Here is a 26434-nt window from a genome sequence, read left to right on the forward strand (position 1 = left end):
GATCCACTGCCATCGGGGGCAAGCCCCTCCCACATTAATCTCCACTGTCTGGGGTTATTGGGCCAGCCAGCCGCCATCGATATTCCACGCCGCACCCCGCACCTGAGCGCCTGCTTCGCTGCATAAAAACAGCACCAACTCGCCCAACTGCGACGGCGTCACAAACTCCAGCGACGGCTGCTTCTCCGCCAGCAGATCCTGCTGCGCCTGCTGCGGCTGCACCCCACTGGCCACGCGATCATCAATCTGCTTCTGCACCAGCGGGGTCAGCACCCAACCTGGGCAAATGGCATTGCACGTCACGTTGCTGGTGGCGGTTTCCAGGCCGACGACTTTGGTCAGGCCGATGACCCCATGCTTGGCCGCCACATAGGCCGCCTTGCCCACCGAGCCTACCTGACCATGCACCGAGGCAATGTTGACGATGCGTCCCCAGCCCCTGGCCTTCATGCCCGGCAGGCTCAGGCGGGTGGCGTGGAACACCGATGACAGGTTGATGGCGATGATCGCGTCCCAACGCTCCACCGGAAAGTCTTCCACCGCCGCCACGTGCTGGATGCCGGCGTTATTGACCAGAATGTCGACGCCGCCGAACTCACGCTCGGCATAGGCCAGCATCTCGGCGATCTGCGCCGGGTCGCTGACATCCGCCGGGTGATGCCCGACCTTGCCGCCAAACGCCTGCACTTGGGCGATCACCGCGCTGGCGTCGCCGAAGCCGTTGAGGATCAGGTTGGCGCCGGCCTTGGCCAGGCTCAGGGCAATGCCCAGGCCGATGCCGCTGGTGGAGCCGGTGACCAGGGCCGTCTTGCCGTTCAATGTCGTCATGAAAACCTCACACAATGCCGGTGGCGTAGAAAGTACCGATCACCACGAACACCGCGAGGGTCTTGATGATCGTGATGCCGAAAATGTCCTTGTAGGCTTCGCGGTGAGTCAGCCCGGTCACCGCCAGCAGCGTGATCACCGCGCCGTTGTGGGGCAGGGTGTCCATGCCGCCGCTGGCCATGGCCGCGACCCGGTGCAGCACTTCAAGGGGGATATTGGCCGCATGGGCCGCTGAAATAAAGCTTTCGGACATGGCTGCCAGGGCGATGCTCATGCCGCCGGACGCAGACCCGGTGATCCCCGCGAGCAAGGTCACGGTAATAGCTTCGTTGACCAGCGGGTTGGGGATGCCCTTGAGCCAGTCCGCCAACACCAGAAAGCCCGGCAACGAGGCGATCACCGCACCAAAGCCGTATTCCGACGCGGTGTTCATGGCGGCGAGCAGCGCACCGCTGACCGCACTTTTACTGCCGTCGGCCAGCTTGTTCTTGATCGCCGCGAAGCCGAACACCAGCACCACGATAATCCCCACCAGCAACGCCGCCTGCACTGCCCAGATCGCCGTGAGCTTGGCGATGTCGGTGGTCACCGGGGTGCTCATGCCGGGCAGGCTGAGGCTGTGGGTCTTGCCGTACCACTGCGGGATCCAGTGGGTGAACAGCAGGTTCATCACTCCCACCAGAATCAGCGGCGACAGCGCGACCCAGGGGTTGGGCAGGGTCAGGTTTTCGGCGGTTTCCGGTTCGTTGCGCAGCTCGGTGCCATAGCCTTCACCTGCGCGCTGGGCCTTGTTGCGCTGGCGTGCGAGGTACAGCATGCCGGCGCAGAACACGAAGATCGTGCCGATCAGCCCGAGCCACGGCGCCGCCCAGGCGGTGGTGTTGAAGAAGGTGCTGGGGATGATGTTCTGGATCTGCGGCGTGCCGGGCAGGGCGTCCATGGTGAACGAAAACGCACCGAGGGCGATGGTGGCCGGGATAAGGCGCTTGGGGATATTGCTCTGGCGGAACATCTCCGCGGCAAACGGGTACACCGCAAACACCACCACGAACAGTGACACACCGCCGTAGGTGAGCAGGGCGCAGACCAAAACGATCACCAGCATCGCCTGGCGCGTGCCGAGCACACGAATGGCAGCGGCGACAATCGAGCGCGAAAAGCCTGACAGCTCGATCAGCTTGCCGAACACCGCACCGAGCAGGAACACCGGGAAATACAGTTTGATAAAGCCGACCATCTTCTCCATGAACACCCCGGTAAAGGCCGGGGCGACAGCGGACGGGTCGGTGAGCAACACCGCGCCGAGGGCGGCGATCGGGGCAAACAGGATGACGCTGTAGCCACGGTAGGCAGCCAGCATCAGCAGCGCCAGGGCTGCCAGGGCAATGATCACACTCATGGTGTGTCTCCATCGGATTGTTATTGTTGTGGGGTGGGGCTTTGGGGAAGGTATAGCGAGATGTGTGCCAAGTATTTAACGTGTTGAAATAAAAGGTTATTTATTGGATTTCACGTTGAATTTTCGGAGAGTGTCTCAATAGTGAGACAAACACAGCTCAAATGTGGGAGGGGGCTTGCCCCCGATGGCGGTGTGTCAGTTGTATGTGCTCTAGCTGACAGACTGCTATCGGGGGCAAGCCCCCTCCCACATTGGGTTGTCTTTATATTGAGAGCGCTGTCTCTTCAGGGAGACTGAGTTAGTCCGAGGGCGATCATTTTCTTGTACAGCGTCGACCGCCCCAGCCCCAACCGCTTGGCGGCCTCCACCACATTCCCCGCGCACGCCTGCAAGGCCTCACCGATCAACTGTCGGTCGAACCGCGCCCGCGCCGCCGCAAACGTCTCACCCTCAACCGTGGCCACCGCACCGCGTGCCACCGGGCTGAACGTACCAATCGCCGCACGAATTTCCCCGGCGCTCAACACCAGGTCATCACTCAACAACGCCGCCCGCTCGAGCACATTGCGCAGCTCGCGGATATTGCCCGGCCAGGCGTGCCGGGCCAACAGTGTCAGCGCTTCAGGGCTCAACTCGTGGCGGCTGCGCAGTTCTTCCAGAATCGCCTCGCTCAGCGCGGGGATGTCCTCCAGCCGTTCACGCAACGGCGGTACCTGGATCGGCAGGACATTGAGGCGGTAATACAGGTCTGCGCGGAATTCGCCACGCTTGATCGCCGCCTCCAGGTCCATGGAGGTGGCGGCAATCACCCGCACATCGCTGTGCAACATCTCGTTGGAACCCACCGGCTCGAATTCCTTTTCCTGCAGCACCCGCAGTAACTTGCTTTGCAGGGGCATCGGCATATCGCCGATCTCATCCAGAAACAGCGTGCCACCCTGGGCGATCTGGAACTTGCCCGGCCGGCCCTTGCGGTCGGCGCCGGTAAACGCCCCCGGCGCGGTGCCGAAAAACTCGGCTTCGAGCAGATCGTGGGGAATCGCCGCGCTGTTGATGCTGACGAACGCTTTATGGGCGCGAGGCGACGCGCCGTGTATGGCCTGGGCGAGCAGTTCCTTGCCGGTGCCGGTTTCACCGAGCAGCAGCACCGGCGATTCGGCGCTCGCACTGCGTCGTGCGCGGCGCTTGACGTCAAGGCTGGCGGCGCTGGTGCCGATAAAGTGCGCGAAGTTGTATTTGCTTTGTCGCGAGCGCAACAGCGAACGTGTGGACGCCAGCTCCTGCTGCAGGCTCAGGTAGCGCTCGATCAGCGGCGACAGGTTGCGCAGCTCATCGAACAACGCAAACCCGATCGCACCGATCACCGCGCCCGCTTCGTCGTGGATCGGCAGGCGCATCACCACCAGCGGGCCCTTGGGCGTGTCCTGGATATCCAGCAGGATCGGCCGGTCATTGCGCACCACCTGGCGCAACAGGCTATTGGAAATCACCTGCTCGCAGGGTTGGCCGATGGCCTGCTCGGCGCTCTGCAGCCCGAAACGCCTGGCGTAGCGTTCGTTCATCCAGACGATATTCGCGTCGCGATCGACAATCACCGTGCCTTCGCTGGACTGCTCGATGATCTCGAACAGCGACTGGATGGCCAGGCCACGAACCTGTTGGTAATCCTTGAGGCTGGTACTCATGGGTACGGGATCCTGTAGGAGCGAGCTTGCTCGCGAAGGTCGTCAACGATAATGCGGCGCTTCTGGAGGAATCTGGAGCATTCAATTTCTTCGCGAGCAAGCTCGCTCCTACAGGGGGATGTGGGCAGCGGCCAGCAATTCTTTGGTGTAGGGGTGTTGCGGCGACTCAAAGACATCATGACTGGCGCCGCGCTCCACCACCTTGCCGTCCTTGACCACGATCATATCGTGGGCCATCGCACGCACCACCGCCAGGTCATGGCTGATGAACAGGTAAGTCAGGCCGTATTTCTCCTGCAGTTCGCGCAGCAAGGCCACCACTTGTTTTTGCACCGTACGGTCCAGTGCCGAGGTGGGTTCATCCAGCAGCATCAGCGCCGGCTTGAGCACCAGCGCACGCGCAATGGCGATACGTTGCCGCTGGCCGCCGGAAAACTCATGGGGGTAGCGATGGCGGCTGGCGGGGTCCAGGCCTACATCCTTGAGCACCTGAATCACCTGCGCTTCGCGCGCGTCGAGGCTGCACGGGGCATGCACTTCCAGGCCTTCGCTGATGATCTGCTGCACCGAAATGCGTGGGCTGAGGCTGCCATAGGGGTCCTGGAACACCACCTGCATCTGCTTGCGCCACGGCCGCATCTGCTGATGGTTGAGCGGGTCGAGGGCCTGGCCCTGGAAGCGGATGCTGCCGCTGGAGTCCAGCAAGCGCAGAATCGCCTGGCCGAGGGTGGACTTGCCCGAGCCGGACTCGCCGACAATCCCCAGGGTCTTGCCCCGTTGCACGCTCAGGCTGATGCCGTCCACCGCGCGCAGGTAGGTCTTGGGCCGAAACAACCCGCCGCCGAGGCGAAACTGCACGGTCAGGTCATCGACCTGCAAGACCGTCTCGCGCTCATCACTGCACAACACATCGCCGGACGGTTCGGCGTCCAGCAGCAGGCGGCTGTAAGGATGTTGAGGCGACGTGAACAGCGTCTGGCAATCGGCCTGCTCGACGATCTCCCCGGCGCGCATCACGCACACCCGCTGGGCAACGCTGCGCACCAGGTTGAGGTCATGGCTGATCAGCAGCAGTGACATGCCCAGGCGTTGCTGCAGGGACTTGAGCAACAGCAGGATCTTGCGCTGCACGGTCACGTCCAGCGCGGTGGTGGGTTCGTCGGCAATCAGCAGCTCCGGCTCGCAGGCCAGGGCCATGGCGATCATCACCCGCTGGCGCTGGCCGCCGGAGAGTTGATGGGGATAGGCCTTGAGCCGTTCCCGGGGCTTCTGAATCCCCACCAGGTCGAGCAGTTCGAGGATGCGCGCCTGCGCCGCCTTGCCGCCCAGGCCCTTGTGCAACAGCAGGGTCTCGCCGATCTGCTTTTCGACCGTGTGCAGAGGGTTCAGCGAGGTCATCGGCTCCTGGAAGATCATGGCAATGCGGTTGCCGCGCAGCTTTTGCAGGGCCGCAGGTGACGCGCCCATCAGTTCCTGGCCGCGGTACTTCACCGAGCCTGTGCTGTGCGCACCGGTTTCGGGCAGCAATTGCAGGATCGAATGGGCGGTCACGGATTTGCCCGAGCCCGACTCGCCCACCAGCGCCAGGCATTCGCCTGGGCGTACGTCCAGGCTCACCTTGCGCACCACGGTCTGGTCGCCGAACGCTACGCACAGGTCACGGATTTCAATCAGGTTCATACGCGATCACTCATGAGCGAGGGTCGAAGGCATCACGCAACGCCTCGCCGATAAATACCAGCAGCGACAGGATCAGCGCCAGGGTGAAAAATGCCGTCAGGCCCAGCCACGGCGCTTGCAGGTTCTGCTTGCCCTGGGCGATCAACTCCCCCAGCGAAGCACTGCCGGCCGGCATGCCGAAGCCGAGGAAGTCCAGGGCGCTCAAGGTCGAAATCGCCCCGGTCAGGATGAACGGCAGGTAGCTCAAGGTCGCGGTCATGGCATTGGGCAGGATATGCCGGGCGATGATCTTGCCGTCGCCCAGGCCCAAGGCGCGTGCGGCCTTGACGTATTCCAGGTTGCGCCCGCGCAGGAACTCGGCGCGCACTACGTCCACCAGGGCCAGCCAGGAAAACAGCGCCATGATCCCCAGCAGCCACCAGAAATTCGGCTCGACGAACCCCGACAGAATAATCAGCAGGTACAGCACCGGCAGGCCCGACCACACCTCCAGGATGCGTTGGCCCAGCAAGTCCACCCAGCCGCCGTAGTAACCCTGCAACGCGCCGGCGGCGATGCCGATGGCTGCGCTGATCGCGGTCAACGCCAGGGCAAACAGGATCGACACGCGCGCGCCGAAGATGACTCGCGCGAGCACATCCCGCGACTGGTCATCGGTGCCCAGCCAGTTCACCGTCGACGGCGGGCTGGGGGCAGGGCGGGTCAATTCGTAGTTGGGGGTGTCGTCGCTGAAGGGGATGGGGGGAAACAGCATCCAGCCGCCGTCCTGCTTTATCAGCTTTTGCACGTAGTCACTGCGGTAGTCGGCCTGGAACGGCAGTTGCCCGCCGAACTGCTGCTCGGTGTAGCGCTTGAATACGGGGAAATACAGCTCGTTCTTGAAGCTGAGCACCAGGGGCTTGTCATTGGCGATCAACTCGCCGCCCAACGTCAGGATAAACAGGCCGATGAAGAGCCACAGGGACCACCAGCCGCGACGGTTCTTTTTGAAACGCTCGAACCGCCGACGCGCCACGGGAGACAGATTGAGCATCAGGCGTTCCTCGCGGCAAAGTCGATACGCGGGTCCACCAGGGTGTAGCAGAGGTCACCGATGAGTTTGATCAAGAGGCCGAACAGGGTAAAGATAAACAGTGAACCAAACACCACCGGATAATCCCGCGACACCGCTGCCTCATAGCTCATGCGGCCCAGGCCATCGAGGGAAAAAATTACCTCGATCAGCAGCGAACCGGCGAAGAACACGCTGATGAACGCCTGGGGAATCCCGGAAATCACCAGCAGCATCGCGTTGCGAAACACATGGCCGTAGAGCACACGGCGTTCGCTCAAACCCTTGGCGCGCGCGGTCACCACGTACTGTCGGGTGATTTCGTTGAGGAACGAGTTTTTGGTGAGAATGGTCAAGGTGGCGAACCCGCCGATCACCAGCGCCGTTACCGGTAATACCAGGTGCCAGAAGTAGTCGGCGATCTTGCCCACGGTGCTCAGTTCTTCGAAGTTCTCCGACACTAGTCCGCGCACCGGGAACCAGTTCAGCGAGGTGCCGCCGGCAAATACCACGATCAGGAACATCGCGAACAGGAACGCCGGCATGGCGTAGCCGATCACGATGGCGGTGCTGCTCCATACATCAAAGCTGCTGCCATGGCGCACCGCCTTGCGTATCCCCAAGGGGATCGACACCAGGTAGGTAATCAAGGTGGCCCACAAACCGAGGGAAATGGTCACAGGCATCTTTTCCAGGATCAGGTCGATCACCGTTGCGCCGCGAAAGAAGCTGTTGCCGAAGTCCAGTCGGGCGTAGCTCTTGAGCATCAGCCACAGGCGTTCCGGCGCAGGCTTGTCGAAGCCGTACTGCTTTTCGATGTCCTTGATCAGTTTCGGGTCCAGGCCGCGGCTGGCCCGCGAGCCGCTGATGCCTTCGCCTGCAGCGCCTGCGACACCGCCGCCGCCGATGCCTTGCAGGTGGGCGATGGCTTGTTCGACCGGCCCGCCCGGCGCGGCTTGCACGATGACGAAATTGACCAGCAGGATGATCACCAGGGTTGGGATGATCAGCAGCAGGCGCCGCACGATATAGGCAAACATCAGCGCGCGCCCCCGCGTTTTTCCAGCTTGGCGCGCATCTGTTCGTTTGTCAGTGGCGTCGGGCTGACTTCCCACCAGGTTTCCAGGGCTTCATCGTTTTTCGCCTCGATGGCCGGTCGGCCGAAGCGGTTCCACCACGCCGCGGAAGTGCCGGGCGGGTAGTAGTTTGGAATCCACAGGTAGTTCCATTGCAGCACCCGGTCCAGCGCGTGGGCGTAGGTGAGCATCTGCGCCTGGGTGTCGGCCTTGACCAGGCCCTTGACCAGGCTGTCGACGGCCGGATCCTGCAGCACCATGTAGTTGTTGGCGCCCGGATCGAACGCGGCGGCGGAACCGAAGAAATTGTACAACTCCATGCCCGGCGATGCCGTGACCGGAAAGCCGGTGACAATCATGTCGTAATCCCGTGCCATCAGGCGGTTGACGTATTGGGAGGAGTCGATGCGGCGGACATTCAAGGTGATACCGATTTGCGCCAGGTTGCGCTTGTACGGCAGCAGCAGACGTTCCACACCCGCCTGGGCATTGAGGAAGGTAAATTCCAGCGGCTCGCCCTCGGCATTGACCAGCCTGTCGCCGTCAGGCTTCCAGCCTGCCTGCTCCAGCAGGGCCAGGGCCTGCAGCTGTTTGTCGCGGATCACGCCGCTGCCATCGGTGACAGGCGCCTTGAACACCTGGGTGAATACTTCATCGGGAATCTGCCCGCGCAGGGGTTCAAGGATCGCCAGTTCTTCCCGGCTGGGTAACTGGGTAGCGGCAAGCGGGCTGTTGGAGAAAAAGCTCTGCTGGCGGATGTACAGGTTGCGCATCATCTGCCGGTTGGCCCATTCGAAATCCCATAGCATGGCCAGGGCCTGACGCACGCGGCGGTCCTTGAACATCGGCTTTTGCACATTGAACACATAGCCCTGGGCCGGTTGCGGCATTTCCTTGGCCAGGTGCGCGCGCTGCAGGCGGCCATCATCCAGGGCCGGACCGTTGTAGCCGATGGAGTAGCCGGTGGCGGAAAACTCTCGGTTGAAATCGTAGGCGCCGCCGCGCAGCACCTGGCGCGCCACTTCGGTGTCGCCAAAATATTCCAGGCTCAGGTGATCGAAGTTGTACAGGCCACGGCTGACCGGCAGGTCCTTGCCCCACCAATCGGGATCGCGGGTAAAGGTGATGGTGCTGCCGGAGTCGATCTTGCTGACCTTGTACGGGCCACTGCCCAGGGGCGCTTCATAGCCGCCGCCATTGGCGAAGTCGCGGGTCTTCCACCAATGTTCGGGAAACACCGGCAGGGTCGCGATATCCAGGGGCAGGGTGCGGTTTTCATTGCTGGCAAAGTCGAAACGCACCTGGCGCTCGCCTTCGACTTCGACATGCTTGACGTCGGCAAACAGCGTGCGAAAACGCAGGCTGCCTTGGGTCATCAATAAATCGAAGCTGTAACGCACGTCTTCGGCGGTGATGGGTTTGCCATCGGCAAAACGCGCCTTGGGGTTGAGGTAGAAACGCAGCGACAGCCCGTCGTCGGCGCGCTCCATTTTTTCGGCAACCAGGCCGTAGACGGTATAGGGCTCATCCAGGGAGCGCTGGGCCAGGGGCGCGTAGAGCCAGCCATCAACCTGAGACACACCGATGCCTTTGTCGATATACGGCAAAACATGATCAAAGCGCCCGATCTCCAGGGCGGAGCGGCGCAGGCTGCCGCCTTTGGGCGCATCCGGGTTGGCATAGTCGAAATGGCTGAAGCCGTCGGGATATTTGGCCGGCTCGCCGTACACCGTGAGGGAAGCTTGTGGCGCCGCGATCACGGTGGTGCCGGTCATAAACAGGACCAGGGTGATGCTGAACAGTTTTGGAAAAGCCAATCGCATTATCAGCCTTGAGCGCGGATGAACATAAAGGGAGAGCGGTACGTTAACGGCTTAAGCGTCGTCAGTCATCACATGCACAACGGCCCACCAAATGGCGGGCCGTTGTTTACAGCATCAGCAAGGACCGATCAGTCCTGGCGGCTGGTGACTTCCAGCAGGTGATAACCGAACTGGGTTTTCACCGGGCCTTGTACGGTATTGACCGGGGCGCTGAAGACCACGCTGTCGAATTCCTTGACCATCTGGCCTGGGCCGAACGAACCCAGGTCACCGCCTTGACGGCTGGATGGGCAGCTGGAGTTGGCTTTGGCGATTTCGGCGAAATCAGCGCCGCCTTCGATCTGGGTCTTGAGTTCGTTGCACTTGTCTTCAGTGGAAACGAGGATGTGGCGGGCGGTGGCTTTGGCCATGGAAAATAACTCCTTAAGTGAAAAACGGTGAGCCTACCGGATTCAGGCGGTTATTTCCCGGCAAAGTTCCACCGGCGTGCCTGACCGGCTGAAGAACGGCGTGGCCTGCGGGTTTCAGGCCAAAACGATGTAGTCGTTCTGCTGGACGATGGGGGCGTGCGGGCCCTTGACCAGATGGATATAGCGGCCGTCCACCAGGTCGATGGGCAGACAATCGTCGATATCCATGACCGCGTCGGTGTGGGCCTGGGACCAGTGACGCAACAGGTGCTGCTTGCCCTTGCTCATGGCTTCGCGTTTGTCGCGCGCGACCAGCAACAGGTAGTGATGGGCCTCGCCAAAGCTGTTGGCCTCATAGCCGCCGAGGTTGATGAAGTACAAGTGCGGCGCATCGCCGTGCGGCGCCAGTTGGCTGAATTGGACCTGCCAGCCGTCGACGCCCTCGACCGCCATCCACGAATCGATGTGCACGCCCTTGGGGCTGCCAAACCAGGCGTCGCGCAATTGCGGGTAGGTGGCCTGCAGCGTATCCGCCACGGCAAACGCCACATCGTGTACTTCGATCCGGGCCCTGGGGTGCTTGCCCCCGAGCATGACAACAAACAGCATTGCGAGTGATTCCTGGCGATTGATCAAAGGCCAACCATACTGCGATTGAACCCTTTTGTCCGGTCAATGCCACACTGTTAATTCGCCAACTCATCAGGAGGTTGTCATGCGTACTATCGATCTGGCCGGCGTTCCCGTCCCTGTCATTGGCCAGGGCACCTGGCGCATGGGTGAAGACCCGGACCGGCACCGCGCTGAAGTGGGCGCCTTGCAACTGGGCATCGACGAGGGCCTGACCCTGATCGACACCGCTGAAATGTATGGCGAAGGCGGTGCGGAAAAGGTGGTCGGCGAGGCCATCCAGGGCAGGCGCGACCAGGTATTTTTGGTGAGCAAAGTCTATCCGCACAATGCCAGCCGCACCGGCGTGCCCCGAGCGTGCGAAGCGAGCCTTCAGCGCCTGGGCACCGACTACATCGATCTGTACCTGCTGCACTGGCGCGGCCAGTACCCTCTTGAAGAAACCGTCGAGGCGTTCGAGCGCTTGCGCGAAGCGGGCAAGATCGGCCGTTGGGGTGTTTCCAATTTTGATGTGGCAGACCTGCAGGAACTGGCATCCCCCGTGTGTGCGACCAACCAGGTGCTCTACAACATTGAAGAGCGTGGTATTGAATTCGACCTGTTGCCGTGGTGGCAACAACACCATTTGCCACTGATGGCTTACTGTCCTGTTGCCCAGGGCGGTGCGCTGTTGGCGAGCCCGACGCTCAAGGAGATTGCCCACCGCCATGAGGCGACCGCTGCGCAAGTCGCCCTCGCCTGGGTCTTGCGTCAGGAGGGTGTCATTGCCATCCCCAAGGCAGTGACGCCCGAACACATACGCCAAAACGCTGCGGCTGCGAAGCTGGTATTGGACGAGCATGACCTGGATGCCATTGATCGCGTGTTTGGCGCGCCCAAGCGCAAGCACCCGCTGGCCATGGTGTAGTCCCAGCAGGAACGGTGCCTTCCCTGGACCGTTCCCGCCTGCGCCGCTGTTAGCTGGCCACGGGATTGCGCCAGTCATCAGAGCCGGACGTGCCGGCTACTTCATGGGTCCAGACGATCTTGCGATAGCTGAAATACACGTCCTCCAGGTGGGTGAAATGGGCGTTGTCCGGGTCCTGGCAATTGGGCATGCGCGACTGGATGTCCACAATCGTCGCGCCTTCCAGTTCGACGGTGAAGTAGTGCTCCTGGGTGCCTGCCGAAGAGGTACGAAACCATTCCAGCCGGCACGACACTTCTTCTCCCGAAGTCAGTGCACTGAATAGCAGGGGCGAGGACTTGTCGAAGACCTTGCTGATCATCAGCGGTTTGTGTGCACGCTGGCCGGTAGGCTGCCCCGATTGCGGATCCCGGGGAATGATCACCTGATGCGCAAACGCCTGCACCAGAATCTGGTCCTCATGGCCTTCCTGATAAATGTTTCCTACCGAGTCCTGGGTAAAGGTACCTGCGGTGATCAAACCTTGTTTGACACCGGTGATGGAGAGGTACGCGGGTGTTGGCATGACGGGTTTCCTTGTCTGGTTGAGTAGGTGCTCCCGAACGGCAAAGTTGCCGGGCGGGTAAATGCCTATAACAAAAAGCGTGCCTGAAAGTGCTCGCCTCAATGAAATCAAGGCGATGCAGTTGGGAAAATTTAATAGGCCGGGGAGTTATGGTTTTTTTGTGGTTTTTTAGTAATTGAAGTTGCGCATAAGTGCGCAGCTAATTGCTCGTGATGGTAAGTGAGTGATTAAGCGCAGGTGCGGATAATTGAAGACTTTTCTCGCTTATTAAGTGCGCAAATCATTGCGCAGGCCACGATTTTAGGGCGTTGTAGGAAATTCCTTAAGTCCCGCCCTGCGGCTTGCTGGTTGTTTTTAAGGTGGCTAAGGTTTGTTCACTTCGTAGCGTGTTGAACGCGGGGTTAGCGGCACTCTGATACGTATTTCACGGTATCTGGTTTGCCTATTCAGCCTTCTTAGTTGTGTGCGGCCAAAAAATGGTTCATTCAGAAAAGCTTTGCGCTTATTACCAGGAACTTGCACGAACCCCTTGTTCGCCGGGGAATTTCGCCGGCAACGACGTGCGTTTTTCGAGTGAGTTTGAAACCCTGGAAACCGAGGTCGCCAAGACACACTCGATACATGGTGCGAGCCTGCCGGATTGGCAGCAGGTCTGCGAGATCAGTGAGCGCGTGCTGCGTGAGCAATCCAAGGATCTGCGCGTCGCTGTCTGGCTCACCTGGGCGTTGCACCAGCGTGATTCATTTCCCGGGCTGCTGGCCGGTCTTGTCTTGCTGGTTTATCTCTGTGAGCACCACTGGGCACACGTGTATCCCGCCAAGCCACGCACCCGCGCTGCCGCGTTGGGTTGGCTGGTGGCGCGCCTCGACTCGCTCTTCTCGCACAACGTGTCTCTTGTCGACCAGTTGCCGTTGTTCCGGGCGCTGCATGAACGCCTCGTGCGCCTTGATGAGTTGTTGAACGAGCATCTGGGCAGCGATGCCCAGTTGTTGTTGCCGAGCCGGCGTCAACTGGCGGAGCGTCTGGCTCGCGCTATCCAGGGCTCTGAGGAGCCGGCGGGCATCGCGGGCGTCATTGCCCAGGTCAGACAAGCGAGCACGCAACTGTTCAAGCCTGAATCGCCCATCAACAACGAAAAGGATGCTCACAAAGCGCTGCGCGCCTTACAGGAACAGGCCCGAACGTTATGTAGCTGGTGGTTGCGCCACAATGCCACCGACCTGCGAGCCTTGCGTCTGGGGCGCACCCTGGCCTGGCTGAGCCTCGTCAACTATCCCGACGCCAACAGCGAGGGGGTGACGGCATTGCGCCCGCCGGCTTCCGACAAGCTCAAGCGTTACCAGGATCGTTTCGATCATGGCCATCACGCCGAGCTGTTGCTCGAACTCGAGGCCAGCCTGGCGGGTGCATTGTTCTGGTTTGACGGCCTGCGCATGGTCTGGGAATGCCTTGAAGCCTTGCACGCGAGCCAGGCGATGACAGAGCTGGAAATGAGCTTCGCGCTGTTATTGCAACGTTTGCCGAACCTGCCTGAATTGCGCTTTGACGACGGTACGCCGTTTGCGGCCCCCGCGACCTGTGAGTGGATCACGCTGCACGTGATTCGCCACCTGCACAAACCCGAGCCTTTCACGGCTGTCGCCGATGTCGGCAGCGAACCCTGGGAAGCCGCCTTGCACGCGGCCATGCCGAGCTTGCGCAAGGAGGGGCTCAAGGCAGCAGTGGGCCTGCTCAAGCAGGGTTTGCAGAGCGCGTGCAGTGACCGCGCGCGCTTTCATTGGCGACTGGCGCTGGCCAGGTTGTGCATACGGGCGGGCAAGCCTGACCTGGGCAGGATTCAACTGGAACAGCTGGACCTCGAATTACAGCGCGCAGGCCTGGACCGCTGGGAGCCGGAACTCGCCCTGCACGTCGGCAGGCTTTTGTATCGCTGCTATGACCTGTTGCCACAAAGCCACGCCGTGCGCGAAAGCAGGGAGGCGACGCACCGCCGGCTGTGCCATTTCGATCTGGAAACGGTCCTCGAATAAAAAATCATCAAAAGGAGTAACACCATGGCCAAAGACGGTTCGGTAGCACCCAAGGAACGTATCAATATCACTTTCAAACCCGCCGTTGGTGGTGCGCAGGAGGAAGTCGAGCTGCCGTTGAAACTGCTGGCGCTGGGGGATTTTTCACAACGCGAGGACCCGCGCAAGCTTGAGGACCGCAAACCTATCGGCATCGACAGGAGCAGCTTCGACGAGGTGTTGGCCAAACAGGCCCTGAACTTGACATTGAGCGTGCCCAATCGCCTTCAGGAAGACGCTGACGTCGACGATCTGGCGATCCAGGTGCGGATCAACTCGATGAAGGATTTCAACCCCGCCAACCTGGTCGAGCAGATACCGCAGTTGCAAAAGCTGATGGTGCTGCGAGAGGCATTGGTGGCGCTCAAGGGCCCGCTGGGCAACACCCCGAGCTTTCGCAAAGCCATTGAGCAGGCACTGGCCGATGACGACTCCCGTGCTCGGGTACTGGCCGAGTTGGGGCTGAGCAACGCTGATGCCGAACCTATTCAGTAAAAGGACACTGACACCATGACGACTCCCCAGCATGACCCGCAGCCCCTGCCAAAAGCCCCCGACGAGTGCAGCATTCTCGACAACATCATTGCCCAGACGCTACTGAGTGCCGATGACGAGGCGTACAGCATTGCCAAGCGCGGTGTGTCGGCGTTTATCGAGGAACTGGTCAAGCCCCACAACCGCGAAGAACCGGTCAAGAAACGGCTGGTCGACCGGATGATCGCCGAGATCGATGCCAAGCTCAGCCGGCAGATGGATGAGATTCTGCACCACCCGGATTTCCAGGCCCTGGAGGCGGCCTGGCGCGGGCTGCAGCTGTTGGTCGAGCGCACCAACTTTCGTGAGAACATCAAGATAGAGCTGTTGAATGTCTCGCGGCAGGACCTGCTGGACGATTTCGAGGATTCCCCGGAAGTTACCCAGTCGGGGCTCTACAAGCACATCTACAGCGCGGAATACGGCCAGTTTGGCGGACAGCCGGTAGGGGCGATCATTGCCAACTACTTCCTGTCGCCCAGCGCGCCTGATGTAAAACTCATGCAATACGTGGCTGCTGTTGCCGGTATGGCTCACGCTCCGTTCATTGCGGCGGCCGGGCCAGGTTTTTTTGGTCTGGAAAGCTTTACCGGCCTACCTGACCTCAAGGATCTGCGGGATCATTTCGAAGGCCCTCAGTTTGCCAAGTGGCAGAGTTTTCGCCAGAGCGAAGATGCGCGCTACATCGGCCTCACGGTCCCGCGCTTTTTGCTGCGCACGCCGTACGACCCCCTCGAATGCCCGGTCAAGACCTTTGCCTACCAGGAGACTGTGGTCAACAGCCACGAACACTACCTGTGGGGCAATACGGCCTACGCCTTCGCTACACGCCTGACCGACAGCTTCGCGCGTTTTCGCTGGTGTCCCAACATCATCGGCCCCCAGAGTGGGGGAGCGGTCGAGGACCTGCCGTTGCATCACTTCCAGAGCATGGGCGAGATTGAAACCAAGATTCCTACCGAGGTACTGGTTTCGGACCGGCGCGAATATGAGTTGGCGCAGGAAGGGTTCATCGCCCTGACCATGCGCAAGGGCAGTGACAACGCGGCCTTCTTTTCCGCCAGCTCCGTGCAGAAACCCAAGACGTTCGGCATCAGCGAGGAGGGCAAGGCAGCCGAACTGAACTACCGGCTGGGTACCCAGTTGCCTTACATGATGGTGGTCAATCGCCTGGCCCACTACCTCAAGGTTCTGCAGCGTGAACAATTGGGCTCGTGGAAGGAACGGACCGACCTGGAGTTGGAACTCAACAAGTGGATTCGCCAGTACGTGGCGGATCAGGAGAATCCCAGTGCGCAAGTGCGCGGGCGGCGTCCACTGCGCGCAGCGCGCATTGTCGTCAGCGATGTCGAGGGGGACCCGGGCTGGTACCGCGTCAGCTTGAGCGTACGCCCGCATTTCAAGTACATGGGGGCGGACTTCACCTTGTCCCTGGTCGGCAAGCTCGATAAAGAATGAGTCGAAGCCAGGGAATGCGCCACTGCAGAAGCCTCTTCGAGCGCCTTGAGCCCGACGCCTGCGCCAGTGTGTGCCGCGTGACGTCCGTCGCGGCGCATTTGACGAAAATGCTCAGCACCCGCGCAGGCAGCGTCCAGACACTGCCGGATTACGGCTTGCCTGATCTCAATGATATGCGGCTCAGCCTGCACGAATCCCTGACGCAGTCGCGGCTGCTGATCGAGCGCTTCATCCAGGCCTACGAACCTCGTCTGGTGAATGTCCGCGTCAGGGTGCTGCCCCGCGTGCACGAAACGTTGGCATTGGCATTTGCCATTGACGCCGGACTGCTCATTGACGGTGGCACCCAATCTGTCGTGTTCCATGCGCGTCTGGCGGATGCAGGGCAAGTGGAGGTCTGCGCAGATGGCCTTTAATCGTTATTTTCAAAGCGAACTCAGTGCCCTGCGGCAACTCGGGCGGCGCTTTTCCGAGCGCAACCCGGCCCTGGCACCGTTTCTCGCCGAGGCCGGTCAGGACCCGGATGTGGAGCGTTTGCTGGAGGGCTTTGCATTCCTGACCGCGCGCCTGCGTCAGAAGCTGGATGACGAGCTGCCTGAGCTGACGCATTCCTTGATGCATCTGTTATGGCCCAACTACATGCGGCCGATGCCTGCTTTGAGCATCCTGCAATTTGACCCATTGAAGTGCGCCGGCCCCAATGTTCGAGTGGCGCGGGATACCGCCGTGGAAAGCCTGCCGATCAAAGGCGAACGTTGCCGTTTCAAAACCTGCTATGCCACCGACGTCATGCCGTTGCAACTGCGTAGCCTGGACTATACCTGCCAGGGCGCAGTGGACTGGTTGGACCTGCGCCTGACCATGAGCGCAGCGGGTAATTTCAGTGCGTTGGCATTCGATTCGTTGCGCCTGCACCTGGCCGGAGAACGCTCTGTCAGCCAAGGCCTGTACCTGGGCCTGTTGCGCCATCTGCACAGCATTGAGCTGCAGCTGTTGGACCAGGACGGTTCGCCGGTCAACGGAACCGATGATCAGCCTGCCACGCTACGTCTCAGCGCCGACCAGGTTCGGCCGGTGGGTTTTGCAGAGGAACACGCACTGATTCCCTACCCGCCAAACACCTTTTGTGGTTATCGCCACCTGCAGGAATATTTCACGTTTCCCGAGAAGTACCTGTTTGTCGATATCGAAGGGTTGGCTGCCCTCCATCGGTTTCCCAAGGAGGTGCTCAAACAGGCGCACGGCATGCTGTTGCGCTTCGAGCTACACGGCCAGGGCCGTGCGCTTGGGCGTCCCACCCTGGACAACGTGAAGCTGTACTGCACGCCGATCGTCAACCTGTTCAATCACGATGCGATACCCATTCGGCTGGACGGAAAACAGGACGAATACCTCCTGTTGCCCGGGGAATACTCCCCGGGAAATGCCGGTGTGTTTTCGGTTGATCGTGTTACAGGTTGGTGCCCCGGTGGCCTGGGGCATCAGACGTACGTGCCCTTTGAGTCGTTCGAGCATGACGGCGACCTGCAGACCACGGGCGCGCCCCCCAGCTTCAGCATTCGTCAACGGCCTTCGGTACAGCATGACGGGCTGGCTACCTGGATAAGGTTTGATGGTCGCCGCGAGCAGGGCCCGGAAACCCTGTCGATCGAGCTGACGTGCACCAATGCAGGCCTGCCGCGACAGTTACGGGCCGGTGAAATCAACCAGCCCGGCGAGCACGCCCCGGAGTCGTTGACGTTTGGCAATATCTGCGCGCCGACCGCGAGTTTTGCGCCGCCCCTGGACCAGGATTATCTCTGGAAGCTGATCAGCAACATGTCGCTCAACTATCTGTCGTTGACCGATATCAACGCGCTGAGGGTGATTCTCGAAACCTACGATCTGCCGCGCTATCACGATCGACACGCGCTGAACATCAGCCGGAAAAAGATGGGCGCGCTGCGCTCGATCCAGCATGAAGCGGTTGACCGTTTGCACCGTGGCCTGCCGATTCGCGGATTGCGGGTGGACCTGACGGTGGACCTCCTGGGGTTTGCCGGCCAGGGCGATCTGTTTGTGTTCGCTTCGGTTCTCAATCAGTTCTTTGCGTTGTACGCCAGCCTCAATTCCTATCACGAGTTGCGAGTTATCAGCACACAAGGAGACGTGTACCTATGGCCGTTCCAGATGGGCCAGCAACCCCTGCGTTGACTCGGCTTTGCCGTGGCATCCGCGAATACACGCTGTTCCAGGCGGTAGTGCAGGTGGTCGCACGCTTGCGCCAAGCCCATCCACGGCTGGATGAGGAGGCACTGTACGACCTGCTGGAGTTCCAGGCCAATCCGGGCCTGGGGTTTGCGGGACACGATATTGACCGCGTGGAGTTTTTCATGGACCACGAGACATTGCGGGCGCGCTTGCGCATCAATGTGCTGGGGTTGTTCGGCGCCGGTTCACCATTGCCCGCGTTTTACGCTGAGCAGGCATTGGCGGAACGCGCGGGTGGTAATCCCACACGGGATTTCCTCGACGTGTTCCACCATCGACTGCACCGCCTGATGTTACCGATCTGGCGCAAATACCGTTACCCGGCCTGTTTCCAACAGGGCGCCAGTGACGGGTTTTCGCAGCAAATGTTTGCGCTGATCGGCCTCGGCAGCCACGCGATACGGGGTGCCTCGGGTCTCGATTGCAAGCGCTTGCTGCCGTACCTCGGGCTTCTGAGCCTGCGAACGCACTCGGCTGCGCTGATCGAGACCGTCCTGCGGTATTACTTCAAACATGCCTCGATGTTCATCGAACAGTGGGTCGCGCGCACGGTGGACGTTGCGCCGTCGCAGTGCAATGACTTGGGCCGCGCCAACTGTGGGCTTGGCCAGGACCTGGTGCTGGGGCGCCGGATCGCCGACCGCAGCGGCAAGTTCAGGGTGCATATCACCGCGTTGGGTTGGCAGCGCTTTCACGATTTTCTCCCCACGGGAACGGCGCATGCCCCGGCGTGTTCGCTGGTGCGTCTGACCGCGCCGGACGCGCTGCAATTTGACCTGCGCCTGGTGCTGGCGCCCGGCGAAATTCGGGCGCTGCACATCGGCGCTGACAATGTGTGCCGTCTGGGTTGGACCAGTTGGCTGGAGCATGAACGAGCCGAGGGTGCAATCACACTCGCCGGGCATTTTCATTAAGGATCGATGAGCATGATTAATGTGGACCTGCAACAACTGATCCGCACGTTGACGGACCAGACCCGTCGTGACCTGACGCGTGCCGCCGAGCGCTGCATGACGAGAGGCGGCCATGAAGTGCTAGTGGAGGATCTGCTCCTGGCCTTGCTCGAGCATCCCGCCGGGTTGATGGCCAAGGCGTTGTCCGATGCCGGCGTTGCCGTGGGCGAACTGCAGGCGGCCTTGCAGCCCAGGAGCGAGCAGAGCGCTACACGCAACCCGGTATTCGCCCAGACCTTGGTGCTGTGGTTACAACAAGCGCTGGTCATTGCTCACGCGCAATTGGGTCAACGTTTCGTCGATCACGGCGCGCTGTTGCTGGCACTTTTACAGCATCCGCTGGAACATGCTGGCAGCGGGTATTACACCGTGCTCAGCCGCCTGGACACGGGCAGGCTGCAGGATTTCCTGAAGAGCCGGCTCTGCGAAAATCAGCCGATTGCCAACGAGTCGCTGTTGCAGCGCTTTACCCAGGACCTCACCCGGCAGGCTCGTGAGGGCAAGATAGACCCTGTGCTGTGTCGTGAGCGTGAAATACGCCAGTTGATCGATATTCTGCTGCGGCGGCGCAAGAACAACCCGATTCTTGTGGGGGAGGCCGGTGTAGGGAAAACCGCGATCGTCGAAGGGCTTGCGTTGCAGATCGTCGCCTTGCAAGTGCCCGAGGCCCTTAAAGCGGTTCGCGTGCTGACCCTCGATATGGGCCTGCTGCAAGCAGGGGCCGGCCTCAAAGGCGAGTTCGAGCGGCGTCTCAAAGGGGTAATCGATGAAGTGAACGCATCGCCGGAGCCGGTGATCCTGTTTATCGACGAAGCCCATACCCTGGTTGGCGCTGGCGGCCAGCCGGGAGGCCTGGACGCGGCCAACCTGCTCAAGCCGGCGCTGGCTCGCGGCGCGCTGCGTACGATTGCCGCCACTACCTGGTCGGAATACAAGCAGTACATCGAAAAGGACCCGGCCCTGGCGCGGCGGTTCCAGCCGGTACTGGTCGCGGAACCCGGTGTCGAGCAGGCGGTGTCGATTCTGCGGGGACTGGTGCCTGCCTATGAAGCGAGTCATGGCGTGTACGTGCGTGATGATGCGGTGGTGGCGGCCGCTCGTATGAGTGCACGCTATCTTGCAGGCCGACAACTGCCGGACAAGGCAGTGGACGTGCTGGATACCGCCTGTGCCAGTGTTCGCACGCGTCAGGCCATGCCGCCGCAGGCATTGCAGGCGCTACGCACCGAACTGATCGAGGGTCAGCGGCAGGCGCGGGCGCTGGGTCGAGACGCCGAGTTCGGTTTGCCGGTGGACGCACAGGCCTTGCAGGCGTTGACGCTGCGCCTGGAAACCCTTGAGCACGAGCGCCTGACACTTGAGCGGCGCTGGCTTGAGCGGGGTGAGCAGCCGTCGGCTAAACCTGAGGTATGCCCGCGTGGCGTAGCGCAAGTCATCAGCGCGTGGACCGGTATTCCCACCGAGCAGTTGGCCCTGGAACCAAACGAAAAAGTCCTGGGGTTTGCCGAGGCTCTGCGCGCGCGCGTGCTTGGGCAGGAACACGCGGTGCAGGCCCTGGATCGAGCCATGCGCGCGGTCGCCGCTGGGCTTGACAAGGTCGATGCGCCTGTCGGGGTGTTTCTACTGGTGGGGCCAAGCGGTGTCGGCAAGACCGAAACGGCACTGGCGCTGGCCGATCTCTTGTACGGCGGTGAGCAGTTCGTTACCACGATCAATATGTCGGAATATCAGGAGAAGCACGCGCTTTCCCGATTGATCGGCGCGCCGCCGGGTTATGTCGGTTATGGCGAAGGCGGGGTATTAACGGAAGCCGTACGCCAGCGTCCCTATTCGGTGGTGCTGCTCGACGAGGTGGAAAAAGCGGACCCGCAGGTATTGAACCTGTTTTACCAGGTGTTCGACAAAGGCCGTGCCAATGATGGCGAAGGGCGGGAAATCGACTTTCGCAACACCGTGCTGCTGATGACTTCCAACTTGGCAAGCGACTGTATCGACGCGCTTTGCGCAGACGGTCAACGACCTGATCCCCAGGTGCTGCAAGACGCGATCTATCCAGTACTGCGTGCTCACTTCAAGCCCGCATTGCTCGCCCGCATGCGTGTCGTACCGTATTACCCGATTGGGGAAAAGGTGCTGCACGAAGTCGCCGCACTCAAACTGGCGAGCCTTGGCCAACGGCTGCACCAACGTCAACTGGCGTTCACCTGGACGCCTGGATTGATTGCGCACATGGCCGAGCGTTGCGCTGACGGCGACAGCGGTGCGCGGTTCATCGACCAGTGGATCGAGCGGCATTTATTACCGCAGATGGTGGATGGTCTGCTCGACGCCATGGCCGCGGACGCACCGGTTGTCTCGGTGCATGCCCGATTGGATGGCAACGGCCAGCCCATCTGTGAGTTCAGCCAATGACCGGAAAAAGCCTTGAGCAACTGCCTGACCCGCTTGCCCATGCCCGCACCATGCTCGACTGTTTCACGCGAATAGGCCTGGACACCGACGTCGCTTCATTGCCCAGCGTGTGCGTTTCGGCTGCGGCACACATGAGCCGCTGTGAACTGAGCCAGTTGTACCGGCTCGATGAAGGAACTGGTCGGCTTGATCTGATCGCCCAGCACCTGAGCACGACACCCTCGTTGGAGGTTGCGGCTGCAGCTATTGATCTGCTGCAGGTGCCTTTGCTGTGCGACACCGTGAACCAGGGCGTTGCCGTCAATGTGGAAGATGGGCAAAACAGTCCCTACGACATGGCTTTTTTGCCGGTGTCCGCGTCACCTTGGCGCGCCATGTTGAGTGTGCCGCTGTTCAACCGCCTCAATGCGGTCACGGGCGTGCTCCTATGCGCCGCTCAACACCCGGCGCCATTACGAGGATACGCGTGCTCGCTGGGCCAGTTCGGCAGCTTCGCCTTGCACCAATTGGCTCTGTTGCGCAGCCTGCGGTGGGTGCCGGCTGTTGCACCGCAAGGACACGAACAGTCGCTGGCCGGTACTTATGGCCTGATTGGCAGCAGCGCAGCAATGGCGCAGACCTGCCAATTGATCGGCAAGGTGCTGCATACCCCTTATACCGTCCTGCTGCGGGGCGAAACCGGTACCGGCAAGGAAGTGGTGGCTCGGGCCATCCACCTGGCAGGGCCGCGCGCGGCCAAGGCATTTGTGGTGCAGAACTGCGCAGCGTTCCCGGAAGGCTTGCTGGAGAGTGAGCTGTTCGGCTACCGAAAAGGCGCGTTCACCGGTGCCGAGCGCAACTATGCCGGGCTGTTCGACGCGGCGCATGGCGGCACGTTACTGCTGGATGAAATCGGCGACATGCCGCTGTCCCTGCAAGCAAAGCTATTGCGGGTATTGCAGGAAGGCGAAGTTCGCCCATTGGGCGCCAGTGCCGCGCACAAGGTTGATGTGCGCATCATCGCGGCCACCCACCGCGACCTGGCTGCCATGGTCGCCGCAGGCAGCTTTCGCGAAGACCTTTATTACCGGCTTGCCCAGTTCCCCATCCAGTTGCCGGCCTTGCGTGAGCGGGATGGAGATGTGCTGCAACTGGCACGGCATTTCGCCGCCAAAGCGTGCGCAAGCCTGGGGAGGACGCCTGTGCAGTGGTCCAATATCGCGCTTGATCAACTGTCGAGTCATCCCTTTCCCGGCAACGTGCGTGAACTCAAATGCCTGGTGGAGCGAGCCGTGCTGTTGTGTGACGACAACGTGATTCTGCCGGTGCACCTGTCGCTGCCCCAGGCGGTGGCGCGCGCCGTTGATGATGTAACGCTGCGCCAGCGTATGGAGCGGGTAGAGCGGGTGTTCCTGCTCGATTGCCTGCACAAGAATCGTGGCAACCGAACCCGTACCGCACGGGAACTGGGGGTTGCACGGCGCACGCTGCTGTACCGGCTTGCGCGCTTGAACATTGCCTGCGGCGATGCCGGCGTGCCTTTTCACCGAGGAGAAACCTGATGCTTGATCGTCCCCGGCACCTCGTCGTGCTTGTGCTGTGTCTGCTCGGCGGTTGTAACGCCAACTATGTATTCGATGACGCCCAATACCGGCCTTTGGGTGAGCCTCAGGCGGTCATCCGTGGCCGCTGAACAGAGGAGGGAGCCTGACCATGCAACTCGTGTTTGAAGTCAGTGAGGCCGCAGGCGCCGGTTCGGCGTCCACGGTGCGCAAGGTTTTTGACGGCGTCGGCGGCGTGATTGGCCGTGGCTCCGGCTGTGACTGGGTAATCCACGATCCCAGTCGCTTGCTCTCCAGCCACCATGCTCTGGTGGGGTGCCGGGAAGGACGTTACTTTCTCACCGATATCAGCAGCAACGGTATCGGCATGCCAGGCAGTGGCGAACGACTGCGCAAGGGGCAGGCGCGCTTGATCGAGGATGGCGATGTGTTCGAACTGGGGATGTTGTCGGTACGCGCGCGGTTGATGGAACCTGCTCAATCCTTCGACGAGCAGTCGATCAGTACGGGGACACCGATTCCCGATGACGCGTTCCTGGGGCTGGACCCGTTGCAGGCGCTGGACCTCGAGCACCAGCGGCATAATGCTTCGGATGAGCTGGCGGCGTTGAGTACAGGTGTTGGCGAACTCGGCGCGTGGGCTGATCGGTATGCCGCAGACCGTGAACATGTCGCGATACCGCGCCGGGTCGAGCCCGTCAGAGAGATGCCGGCGGTTGAGCCGGTCGCGATGGCAACCTCGCCCGACGAGGTCTTCTGGATCGCGTTCGCAGCGGCGCTTGGGCTGGACCTGAGCAGGCTTGACAGCGCTGCCCAAGAGGCGCTGGCAATCAAGGTGGCGCGCTTGTTTCGGCTGGAGGTAGAACGGCTGCAAAGCAGCCTGCGCACCTGTGAGCAATTGCAGGGCGAACTGGCAACCCTGCCTGCCGACGCATTGCGCACCGCCCACAACCCCTTGCGCAGTTGTATCGATACCGACGCAGCGTTAACCGCGATATTGGACATGGCGCAAGTGGCCCCGCTGTCTGGCGAACAGGCAATCGCCCAGGCGCACCGTGCACTGCAAGTGCATCAGGTCGCGTTGTTGAGCGCCTGTCGAAGTGCGTTGCGTAACGCTCGGGCCGCTTTTGCTCCAGGCCATTTGTTGGCATGCGCCGAATTTCAGGAAGCAGCCCCCCGATGGAGTGCCGACGGCGCGCACTGGCGGGCATACCTGCGTCACTACCGGCGCCTGGTGGCGGACGGGCAGCTCGACGAGCGACCGCTGGGCAGCGACTTCGCCAGTGCCTATGAGGAACAGGTGCGCCTGATCTCAACCCTGCACAACGATTATCCAGGATGATGTTCATGTATCGAGCCGCGCTCACAACTCTGTCGCTCATGCTCGGCCTGTTGGCTGGCTGCAGCGCCCTATCGCCGTTCTCGACGTTGACCAAACTGGACCTGGTCCTGAGCGCCAATGAACGCGTCAACCCGGATCTTCAGGGTCGACCCTCGCCGGTGGTGCTGCAGTTGATTGAACTGCGCCATGGCGTTGCTTTTGAGAATGCCGACTTCTTCAGCCTGTATGACAACGCCGAGCAGGTTTTGCCGAAGGACTGGGTGAGCAGTGAGGAAGTTGAACTGCGCCCGGGCGATCGACTGGCACTCAAGTTGAGGGTCGAGCCAAACAGTCATTTTGTCGGCGTTCTGGCGGCCTATCGCGACTTGCCGCACGTTCAATGGCGACTGCTCGTTCCGCTCACCGCCCGGCAATTGAACCGTGCCGAGCTTGTGCTGGACCAGGACGGAATCCGGCTTGCCGAACCCAGTTCCGACAAGGAGGTGCAGTGATATGCACGCACATAAAGTCATATGGCAGGAAGGCATGCTGTTGCGGCCACAGCACTTGCAGCACAACGACCGGCATTACCAGCAGCAGCTCAACCAGACGCGTCTGCTGGGCCCTGATGCCTGGGGATTCCTCACGCTGGAATTGGATGTGCAGTACCTCAACCTGGGCAAGCTGGTGGTCACTCAAGCCAGCGGTGTGTTGCCGGACGGCACTCTGTTCGACCACGGTACCGCCATGGAACCGCTGGTATTACAGGTGCCCGCCAATGCCGGGGAACAGGCCGTTTACCTGGCGCTGTTACTGGCGACCGACAATCAGATTGAAGCCCGTCAACCGGAGCAGGGCGATGTCCTGGCGCGCTACCTCAGCTGTGAAGTGGAGGTAGGCGATTCGAATGCCGGGACCGGCTCGCGTTGTCTGATTCAGTGCGCGCGGCCTGATCTGCGTCTCCTGCTGGGTGAGCGGCAGCGGGAACAGGGTTACGTCAAACTCAAGGTCGCACAGGTGCTGGAGTCTACCGACGCGGGGGGCGTGCGTCTGGACGCGGAGTTCGTGCCTACGTTTATGTTTATGCAGGGCCACGGGTATGTAGCCTCGTGTCTCAAGGAGGTGATCGGCTTGCTTGTGTCGCGGGGCGATGCCATCGCTGCGCGGATCAGGGGGGAGCGCACCGCCGCCGGCACTCAGGTGGGCGATTTTCTGATGCTGCAAGTTATCAATCGTACCGAGCTTGCGCTGCGTCACTGCTTGAGCCAGGCCCGGGTTCGCCCTGAAACGGTGTTTGCTGCACTGCTGGCCCTGCTCGGCGAGTTATCAACGTTCGCCAGCGATAGCAGGCGCGCTGAGCTGGACGTGCAGTACCGGCACGCCGACCAGGGGGCAAGCTTCCGTGGGCTGATGGACGCGGTGCGTGGCGTGCTGTCGGTCGTGCTGGAACAACACTCTATCGAGTTGACGTTGCAACAACGTCAGTACGGCGTACTGGTTTGCCCGGTAAGCGACTTGAAATTGCTGGGCACTGCGACGTTCATCCTGGCGGCCTCCGCGCAGTCTGATTCGGAGCAATTACGCCAACGCCTGCCAGCGCATCTGAAAATCGGCCCCGTTGAGCGCATACGCGAGCTGGTCAACCTGCACCTGGCGGGAATCAAGGTCAAGCCACTGCCCGTAGCACCGCGCCAGATTCCGTTTCATGCCGACAAGACTTATTTCATGCTGGACATGAGTGCCCGCGACATCGCGCAGTTGCAGCAGTCGGGTGGGTTCGCCTTCCATGTGGGGGGCGAATTCTCCGGGCTTGAGTTGACCTTCTGGGCCATCAGGAATTGA

Annotated in this window: 23 protein-coding genes; 13 read left to right on the forward strand and 10 right to left on the reverse strand. The window is 61.2% G+C overall.

What is annotated here, in order from left to right; genetic code table 11:
- Positions 1 to 54 precede the first annotated feature (54 nt).
- The 9 genes from BOP93_RS11055 to BOP93_RS11095 all read right to left on the reverse strand — a co-directional run bounded on the left by BOP93_RS11055 (position 55) and on the right by BOP93_RS11095 (position 10561).
- Positions 55 to 828 (reverse strand): 3-hydroxybutyrate dehydrogenase, encoded by a 774-nt coding sequence (locus BOP93_RS11055; RefSeq protein ID WP_104502632.1) that lies wholly within the window; start codon positions 826 to 828, stop codon positions 55 to 57.
- A 7-nt stretch (positions 829 to 835) separates the two neighbouring features.
- Complete coding sequence (locus BOP93_RS11060) at positions 836 to 2227, reverse strand: GntP family permease (protein WP_104502633.1); 1392 nt, start codon at positions 2225 to 2227, stop codon at positions 836 to 838.
- 284 nt (positions 2228 to 2511) lie between these two features.
- Positions 2512 to 3912 (reverse strand): sigma-54 interaction domain-containing protein, encoded by a 1401-nt coding sequence (locus BOP93_RS11065; RefSeq protein ID WP_065893089.1) that lies wholly within the window; start codon positions 3910 to 3912, stop codon positions 2512 to 2514.
- A 108-nt stretch (positions 3913 to 4020) separates the two neighbouring features.
- Positions 4021 to 5592, reverse strand: a complete 1572-nt coding sequence (locus tag BOP93_RS11070; RefSeq protein WP_104502634.1) for an ABC transporter ATP-binding protein — start codon at positions 5590 to 5592, stop codon at positions 4021 to 4023.
- A 10-nt stretch (positions 5593 to 5602) separates the two neighbouring features.
- Complete coding sequence (locus tag BOP93_RS11075) at positions 5603 to 6625, reverse strand: ABC transporter permease (protein WP_162303213.1); 1023 nt, start codon at positions 6623 to 6625, stop codon at positions 5603 to 5605.
- Positions 6625 to 7683, reverse strand: coding sequence for a microcin C ABC transporter permease YejB (locus tag BOP93_RS11080; RefSeq protein ID WP_057722105.1), 1059 nt, complete (start codon positions 7681 to 7683; stop codon positions 6625 to 6627). The genes BOP93_RS11075 and BOP93_RS11080 overlap by 1 nt, the downstream gene beginning before the upstream one ends.
- Positions 7683 to 9542, reverse strand: a complete 1860-nt coding sequence (locus BOP93_RS11085) for an extracellular solute-binding protein (RefSeq protein WP_104502636.1) — start codon at positions 9540 to 9542, stop codon at positions 7683 to 7685. The genes BOP93_RS11080 and BOP93_RS11085 overlap by 1 nt, the downstream gene beginning before the upstream one ends.
- Before the next feature lie 128 nt (positions 9543 to 9670).
- Entirely contained in the window at positions 9671 to 9952 is a 282-nt protein-coding gene (locus BOP93_RS11090) for a peptidylprolyl isomerase (protein WP_104502637.1), read from the reverse strand.
- Between the two features lie 114 nt (positions 9953 to 10066).
- Entirely contained in the window at positions 10067 to 10561 is a 495-nt protein-coding gene (locus tag BOP93_RS11095; RefSeq protein ID WP_065887452.1) for a DUF1543 domain-containing protein, read from the reverse strand.
- A 106-nt stretch (positions 10562 to 10667) separates the two neighbouring features.
- Here BOP93_RS11095 and BOP93_RS11100 point away from each other — a divergent pair, with 106 nt between their 5' ends.
- Positions 10668 to 11489, forward strand: coding sequence for an aldo/keto reductase (locus BOP93_RS11100; protein ID WP_104502638.1), 822 nt, complete (start codon positions 10668 to 10670; stop codon positions 11487 to 11489).
- A gap of 49 nt (positions 11490 to 11538) precedes the next feature.
- Here the strand turns inward: BOP93_RS11100 and BOP93_RS11105 are convergent, their stop codons facing one another.
- A complete protein-coding gene (locus BOP93_RS11105; protein ID WP_065952467.1) occupies positions 11539 to 12054 on the reverse strand; it encodes an Hcp family type VI secretion system effector in 516 nt (171 codons plus the stop codon).
- Between the two features lie 476 nt (positions 12055 to 12530).
- Between BOP93_RS11105 and tssA the strand changes: the two genes are divergently transcribed.
- The 12 genes from tssA to tssK are packed head-to-tail and all read left to right on the forward strand — an operon-like array spanning position 12531 to position 26434.
- Positions 12531 to 14084 (forward strand): type VI secretion system protein TssA, encoded by a 1554-nt coding sequence (tssA, locus tag BOP93_RS11110; RefSeq protein WP_104502639.1) that lies wholly within the window; start codon positions 12531 to 12533, stop codon positions 14082 to 14084.
- A 24-nt stretch (positions 14085 to 14108) separates the two neighbouring features.
- Positions 14109 to 14618 (forward strand): type VI secretion system contractile sheath small subunit, encoded by a 510-nt coding sequence (tssB, locus tag BOP93_RS11115; protein WP_104502640.1) that lies wholly within the window; start codon positions 14109 to 14111, stop codon positions 14616 to 14618.
- 15 nt (positions 14619 to 14633) lie between these two features.
- Positions 14634 to 16115, forward strand: coding sequence for a type VI secretion system contractile sheath large subunit (gene tssC / locus BOP93_RS11120; RefSeq protein WP_104502641.1), 1482 nt, complete (start codon positions 14634 to 14636; stop codon positions 16113 to 16115).
- Positions 16116 to 16129: 14 nt separating this feature from the next.
- Complete coding sequence (gene tssE / locus BOP93_RS11125; RefSeq protein WP_065893079.1) at positions 16130 to 16531, forward strand: type VI secretion system baseplate subunit TssE; 402 nt, start codon at positions 16130 to 16132, stop codon at positions 16529 to 16531.
- Entirely contained in the window at positions 16521 to 18308 is a 1788-nt protein-coding gene (gene tssF / locus BOP93_RS11130) for a type VI secretion system baseplate subunit TssF (protein WP_104502642.1), read from the forward strand. The genes tssE and tssF overlap by 11 nt, the downstream gene beginning before the upstream one ends.
- Complete coding sequence (tssG, locus tag BOP93_RS11135; protein WP_104502643.1) at positions 18272 to 19279, forward strand: type VI secretion system baseplate subunit TssG; 1008 nt, start codon at positions 18272 to 18274, stop codon at positions 19277 to 19279. The genes tssF and tssG overlap by 37 nt, the downstream gene beginning before the upstream one ends.
- A gap of 12 nt (positions 19280 to 19291) precedes the next feature.
- Positions 19292 to 21730 carry an AAA family ATPase gene (locus BOP93_RS11140; RefSeq protein WP_104502644.1) on the forward strand — a complete coding sequence of 813 codons (2439 nt, stop codon included), beginning with the start codon at positions 19292 to 19294 and terminating at the stop codon, positions 21728 to 21730.
- Positions 21727 to 23271: a sigma-54 interaction domain-containing protein gene (locus BOP93_RS11145; RefSeq protein ID WP_104502645.1), complete on the forward strand. Its 1545-nt coding sequence runs from the start codon at positions 21727 to 21729 to the stop codon at positions 23269 to 23271. Before BOP93_RS11140 ends, BOP93_RS11145 begins: the two co-directional genes overlap by 4 nt.
- The gene (locus BOP93_RS11150; protein ID WP_065893074.1) at positions 23271 to 23402 is read left to right on the forward strand and encodes a type VI secretion protein; all 132 of its coding nucleotides are present in this window, start codon (positions 23271 to 23273) and stop codon (positions 23400 to 23402) included. The genes BOP93_RS11145 and BOP93_RS11150 overlap by 1 nt, the downstream gene beginning before the upstream one ends.
- Before the next feature lie 20 nt (positions 23403 to 23422).
- The gene (gene tagH / locus BOP93_RS11155; RefSeq protein ID WP_104502646.1) at positions 23423 to 24613 is read left to right on the forward strand and encodes a type VI secretion system-associated FHA domain protein TagH; all 1191 of its coding nucleotides are present in this window, start codon (positions 23423 to 23425) and stop codon (positions 24611 to 24613) included.
- 5 nt (positions 24614 to 24618) lie between these two features.
- On the forward strand, positions 24619 to 25104 hold the full coding sequence (gene tssJ / locus BOP93_RS11160) for a type VI secretion system lipoprotein TssJ (protein WP_104505270.1): 486 nt from the start codon (positions 24619 to 24621) through the stop codon (positions 25102 to 25104).
- 1 nt (position 25105) lies between these two features.
- Positions 25106 to 26434, forward strand: a complete 1329-nt coding sequence (gene tssK, locus BOP93_RS11165) for a type VI secretion system baseplate subunit TssK (protein ID WP_104502647.1) — start codon at positions 25106 to 25108, stop codon at positions 26432 to 26434.

This window comes from Pseudomonas orientalis, assembly GCF_002934065.1.
GTDB lineage: Bacteria > Pseudomonadota > Gammaproteobacteria > Pseudomonadales > Pseudomonadaceae > Aquipseudomonas > Aquipseudomonas orientalis_A.

Bases quoted from the DNA above. Each gene is read 5' to 3' on its own strand.
- tssB (WP_104502640.1), top strand. From the start codon at position 14,109: ATGGCCAAAGACGGTTCGGTAGCACCCAAGGAACGTATCAATATCACT.
- tssA (WP_104502639.1), top strand. From the start codon at position 12,531: ATGGTTCATTCAGAAAAGCTTTGCGCTTATTACCAGGAACTTGCACGA.
- tssK (WP_104502647.1), top strand. From the start codon at position 25,106: ATGCACGCACATAAAGTCATATGGCAGGAAGGCATGCTGTTGCGGCCA.
- BOP93_RS11085 (WP_104502636.1), bottom strand. From the start codon at position 9,542: ATGCGATTGGCTTTTCCAAAACTGTTCAGCATCACCCTGGTCCTGTTT.
- BOP93_RS11150 (WP_065893074.1), top strand. From the start codon at position 23,271: ATGCTTGATCGTCCCCGGCACCTCGTCGTGCTTGTGCTGTGTCTGCTC.
- BOP93_RS11080 (WP_057722105.1), bottom strand. From the start codon at position 7,683: ATGTTTGCCTATATCGTGCGGCGCCTGCTGCTGATCATCCCAACCCTG.
- BOP93_RS11060 (WP_104502633.1), bottom strand. From the start codon at position 2,227: ATGAGTGTGATCATTGCCCTGGCAGCCCTGGCGCTGCTGATGCTGGCT.
- BOP93_RS11055 (WP_104502632.1), bottom strand. From the start codon at position 828: ATGACGACATTGAACGGCAAGACGGCCCTGGTCACCGGCTCCACCAGC.
- BOP93_RS11070 (WP_104502634.1), bottom strand. From the start codon at position 5,592: ATGAACCTGATTGAAATCCGTGACCTGTGCGTAGCGTTCGGCGACCAG.
- BOP93_RS11140 (WP_104502644.1), top strand. From the start codon at position 19,292: ATGATTAATGTGGACCTGCAACAACTGATCCGCACGTTGACGGACCAG.
- BOP93_RS11095 (WP_065887452.1), bottom strand. From the start codon at position 10,561: ATGCTGTTTGTTGTCATGCTCGGGGGCAAGCACCCCAGGGCCCGGATC.
- BOP93_RS11145 (WP_104502645.1), top strand. From the start codon at position 21,727: ATGACCGGAAAAAGCCTTGAGCAACTGCCTGACCCGCTTGCCCATGCC.
- tagH (WP_104502646.1), top strand. From the start codon at position 23,423: ATGCAACTCGTGTTTGAAGTCAGTGAGGCCGCAGGCGCCGGTTCGGCG.
- BOP93_RS11100 (WP_104502638.1), top strand. From the start codon at position 10,668: ATGCGTACTATCGATCTGGCCGGCGTTCCCGTCCCTGTCATTGGCCAG.
- BOP93_RS11090 (WP_104502637.1), bottom strand. From the start codon at position 9,952: ATGGCCAAAGCCACCGCCCGCCACATCCTCGTTTCCACTGAAGACAAG.
- BOP93_RS11105 (WP_065952467.1), bottom strand. From the start codon at position 12,054: ATGCCAACACCCGCGTACCTCTCCATCACCGGTGTCAAACAAGGTTTG.
- tssG (WP_104502643.1), top strand. From the start codon at position 18,272: ATGGCCGTTCCAGATGGGCCAGCAACCCCTGCGTTGACTCGGCTTTGC.
- tssJ (WP_104505270.1), top strand. From the start codon at position 24,619: ATGTATCGAGCCGCGCTCACAACTCTGTCGCTCATGCTCGGCCTGTTG.
- BOP93_RS11075 (WP_162303213.1), bottom strand. From the start codon at position 6,625: ATGCTCAATCTGTCTCCCGTGGCGCGTCGGCGGTTCGAGCGTTTCAAA.
- tssC (WP_104502641.1), top strand. From the start codon at position 14,634: ATGACGACTCCCCAGCATGACCCGCAGCCCCTGCCAAAAGCCCCCGAC.
- tssF (WP_104502642.1), top strand. From the start codon at position 16,521: ATGGCCTTTAATCGTTATTTTCAAAGCGAACTCAGTGCCCTGCGGCAA.
- BOP93_RS11065 (WP_065893089.1), bottom strand. From the start codon at position 3,912: ATGAGTACCAGCCTCAAGGATTACCAACAGGTTCGTGGCCTGGCCATC.
- tssE (WP_065893079.1), top strand. From the start codon at position 16,130: ATGCGCCACTGCAGAAGCCTCTTCGAGCGCCTTGAGCCCGACGCCTGC.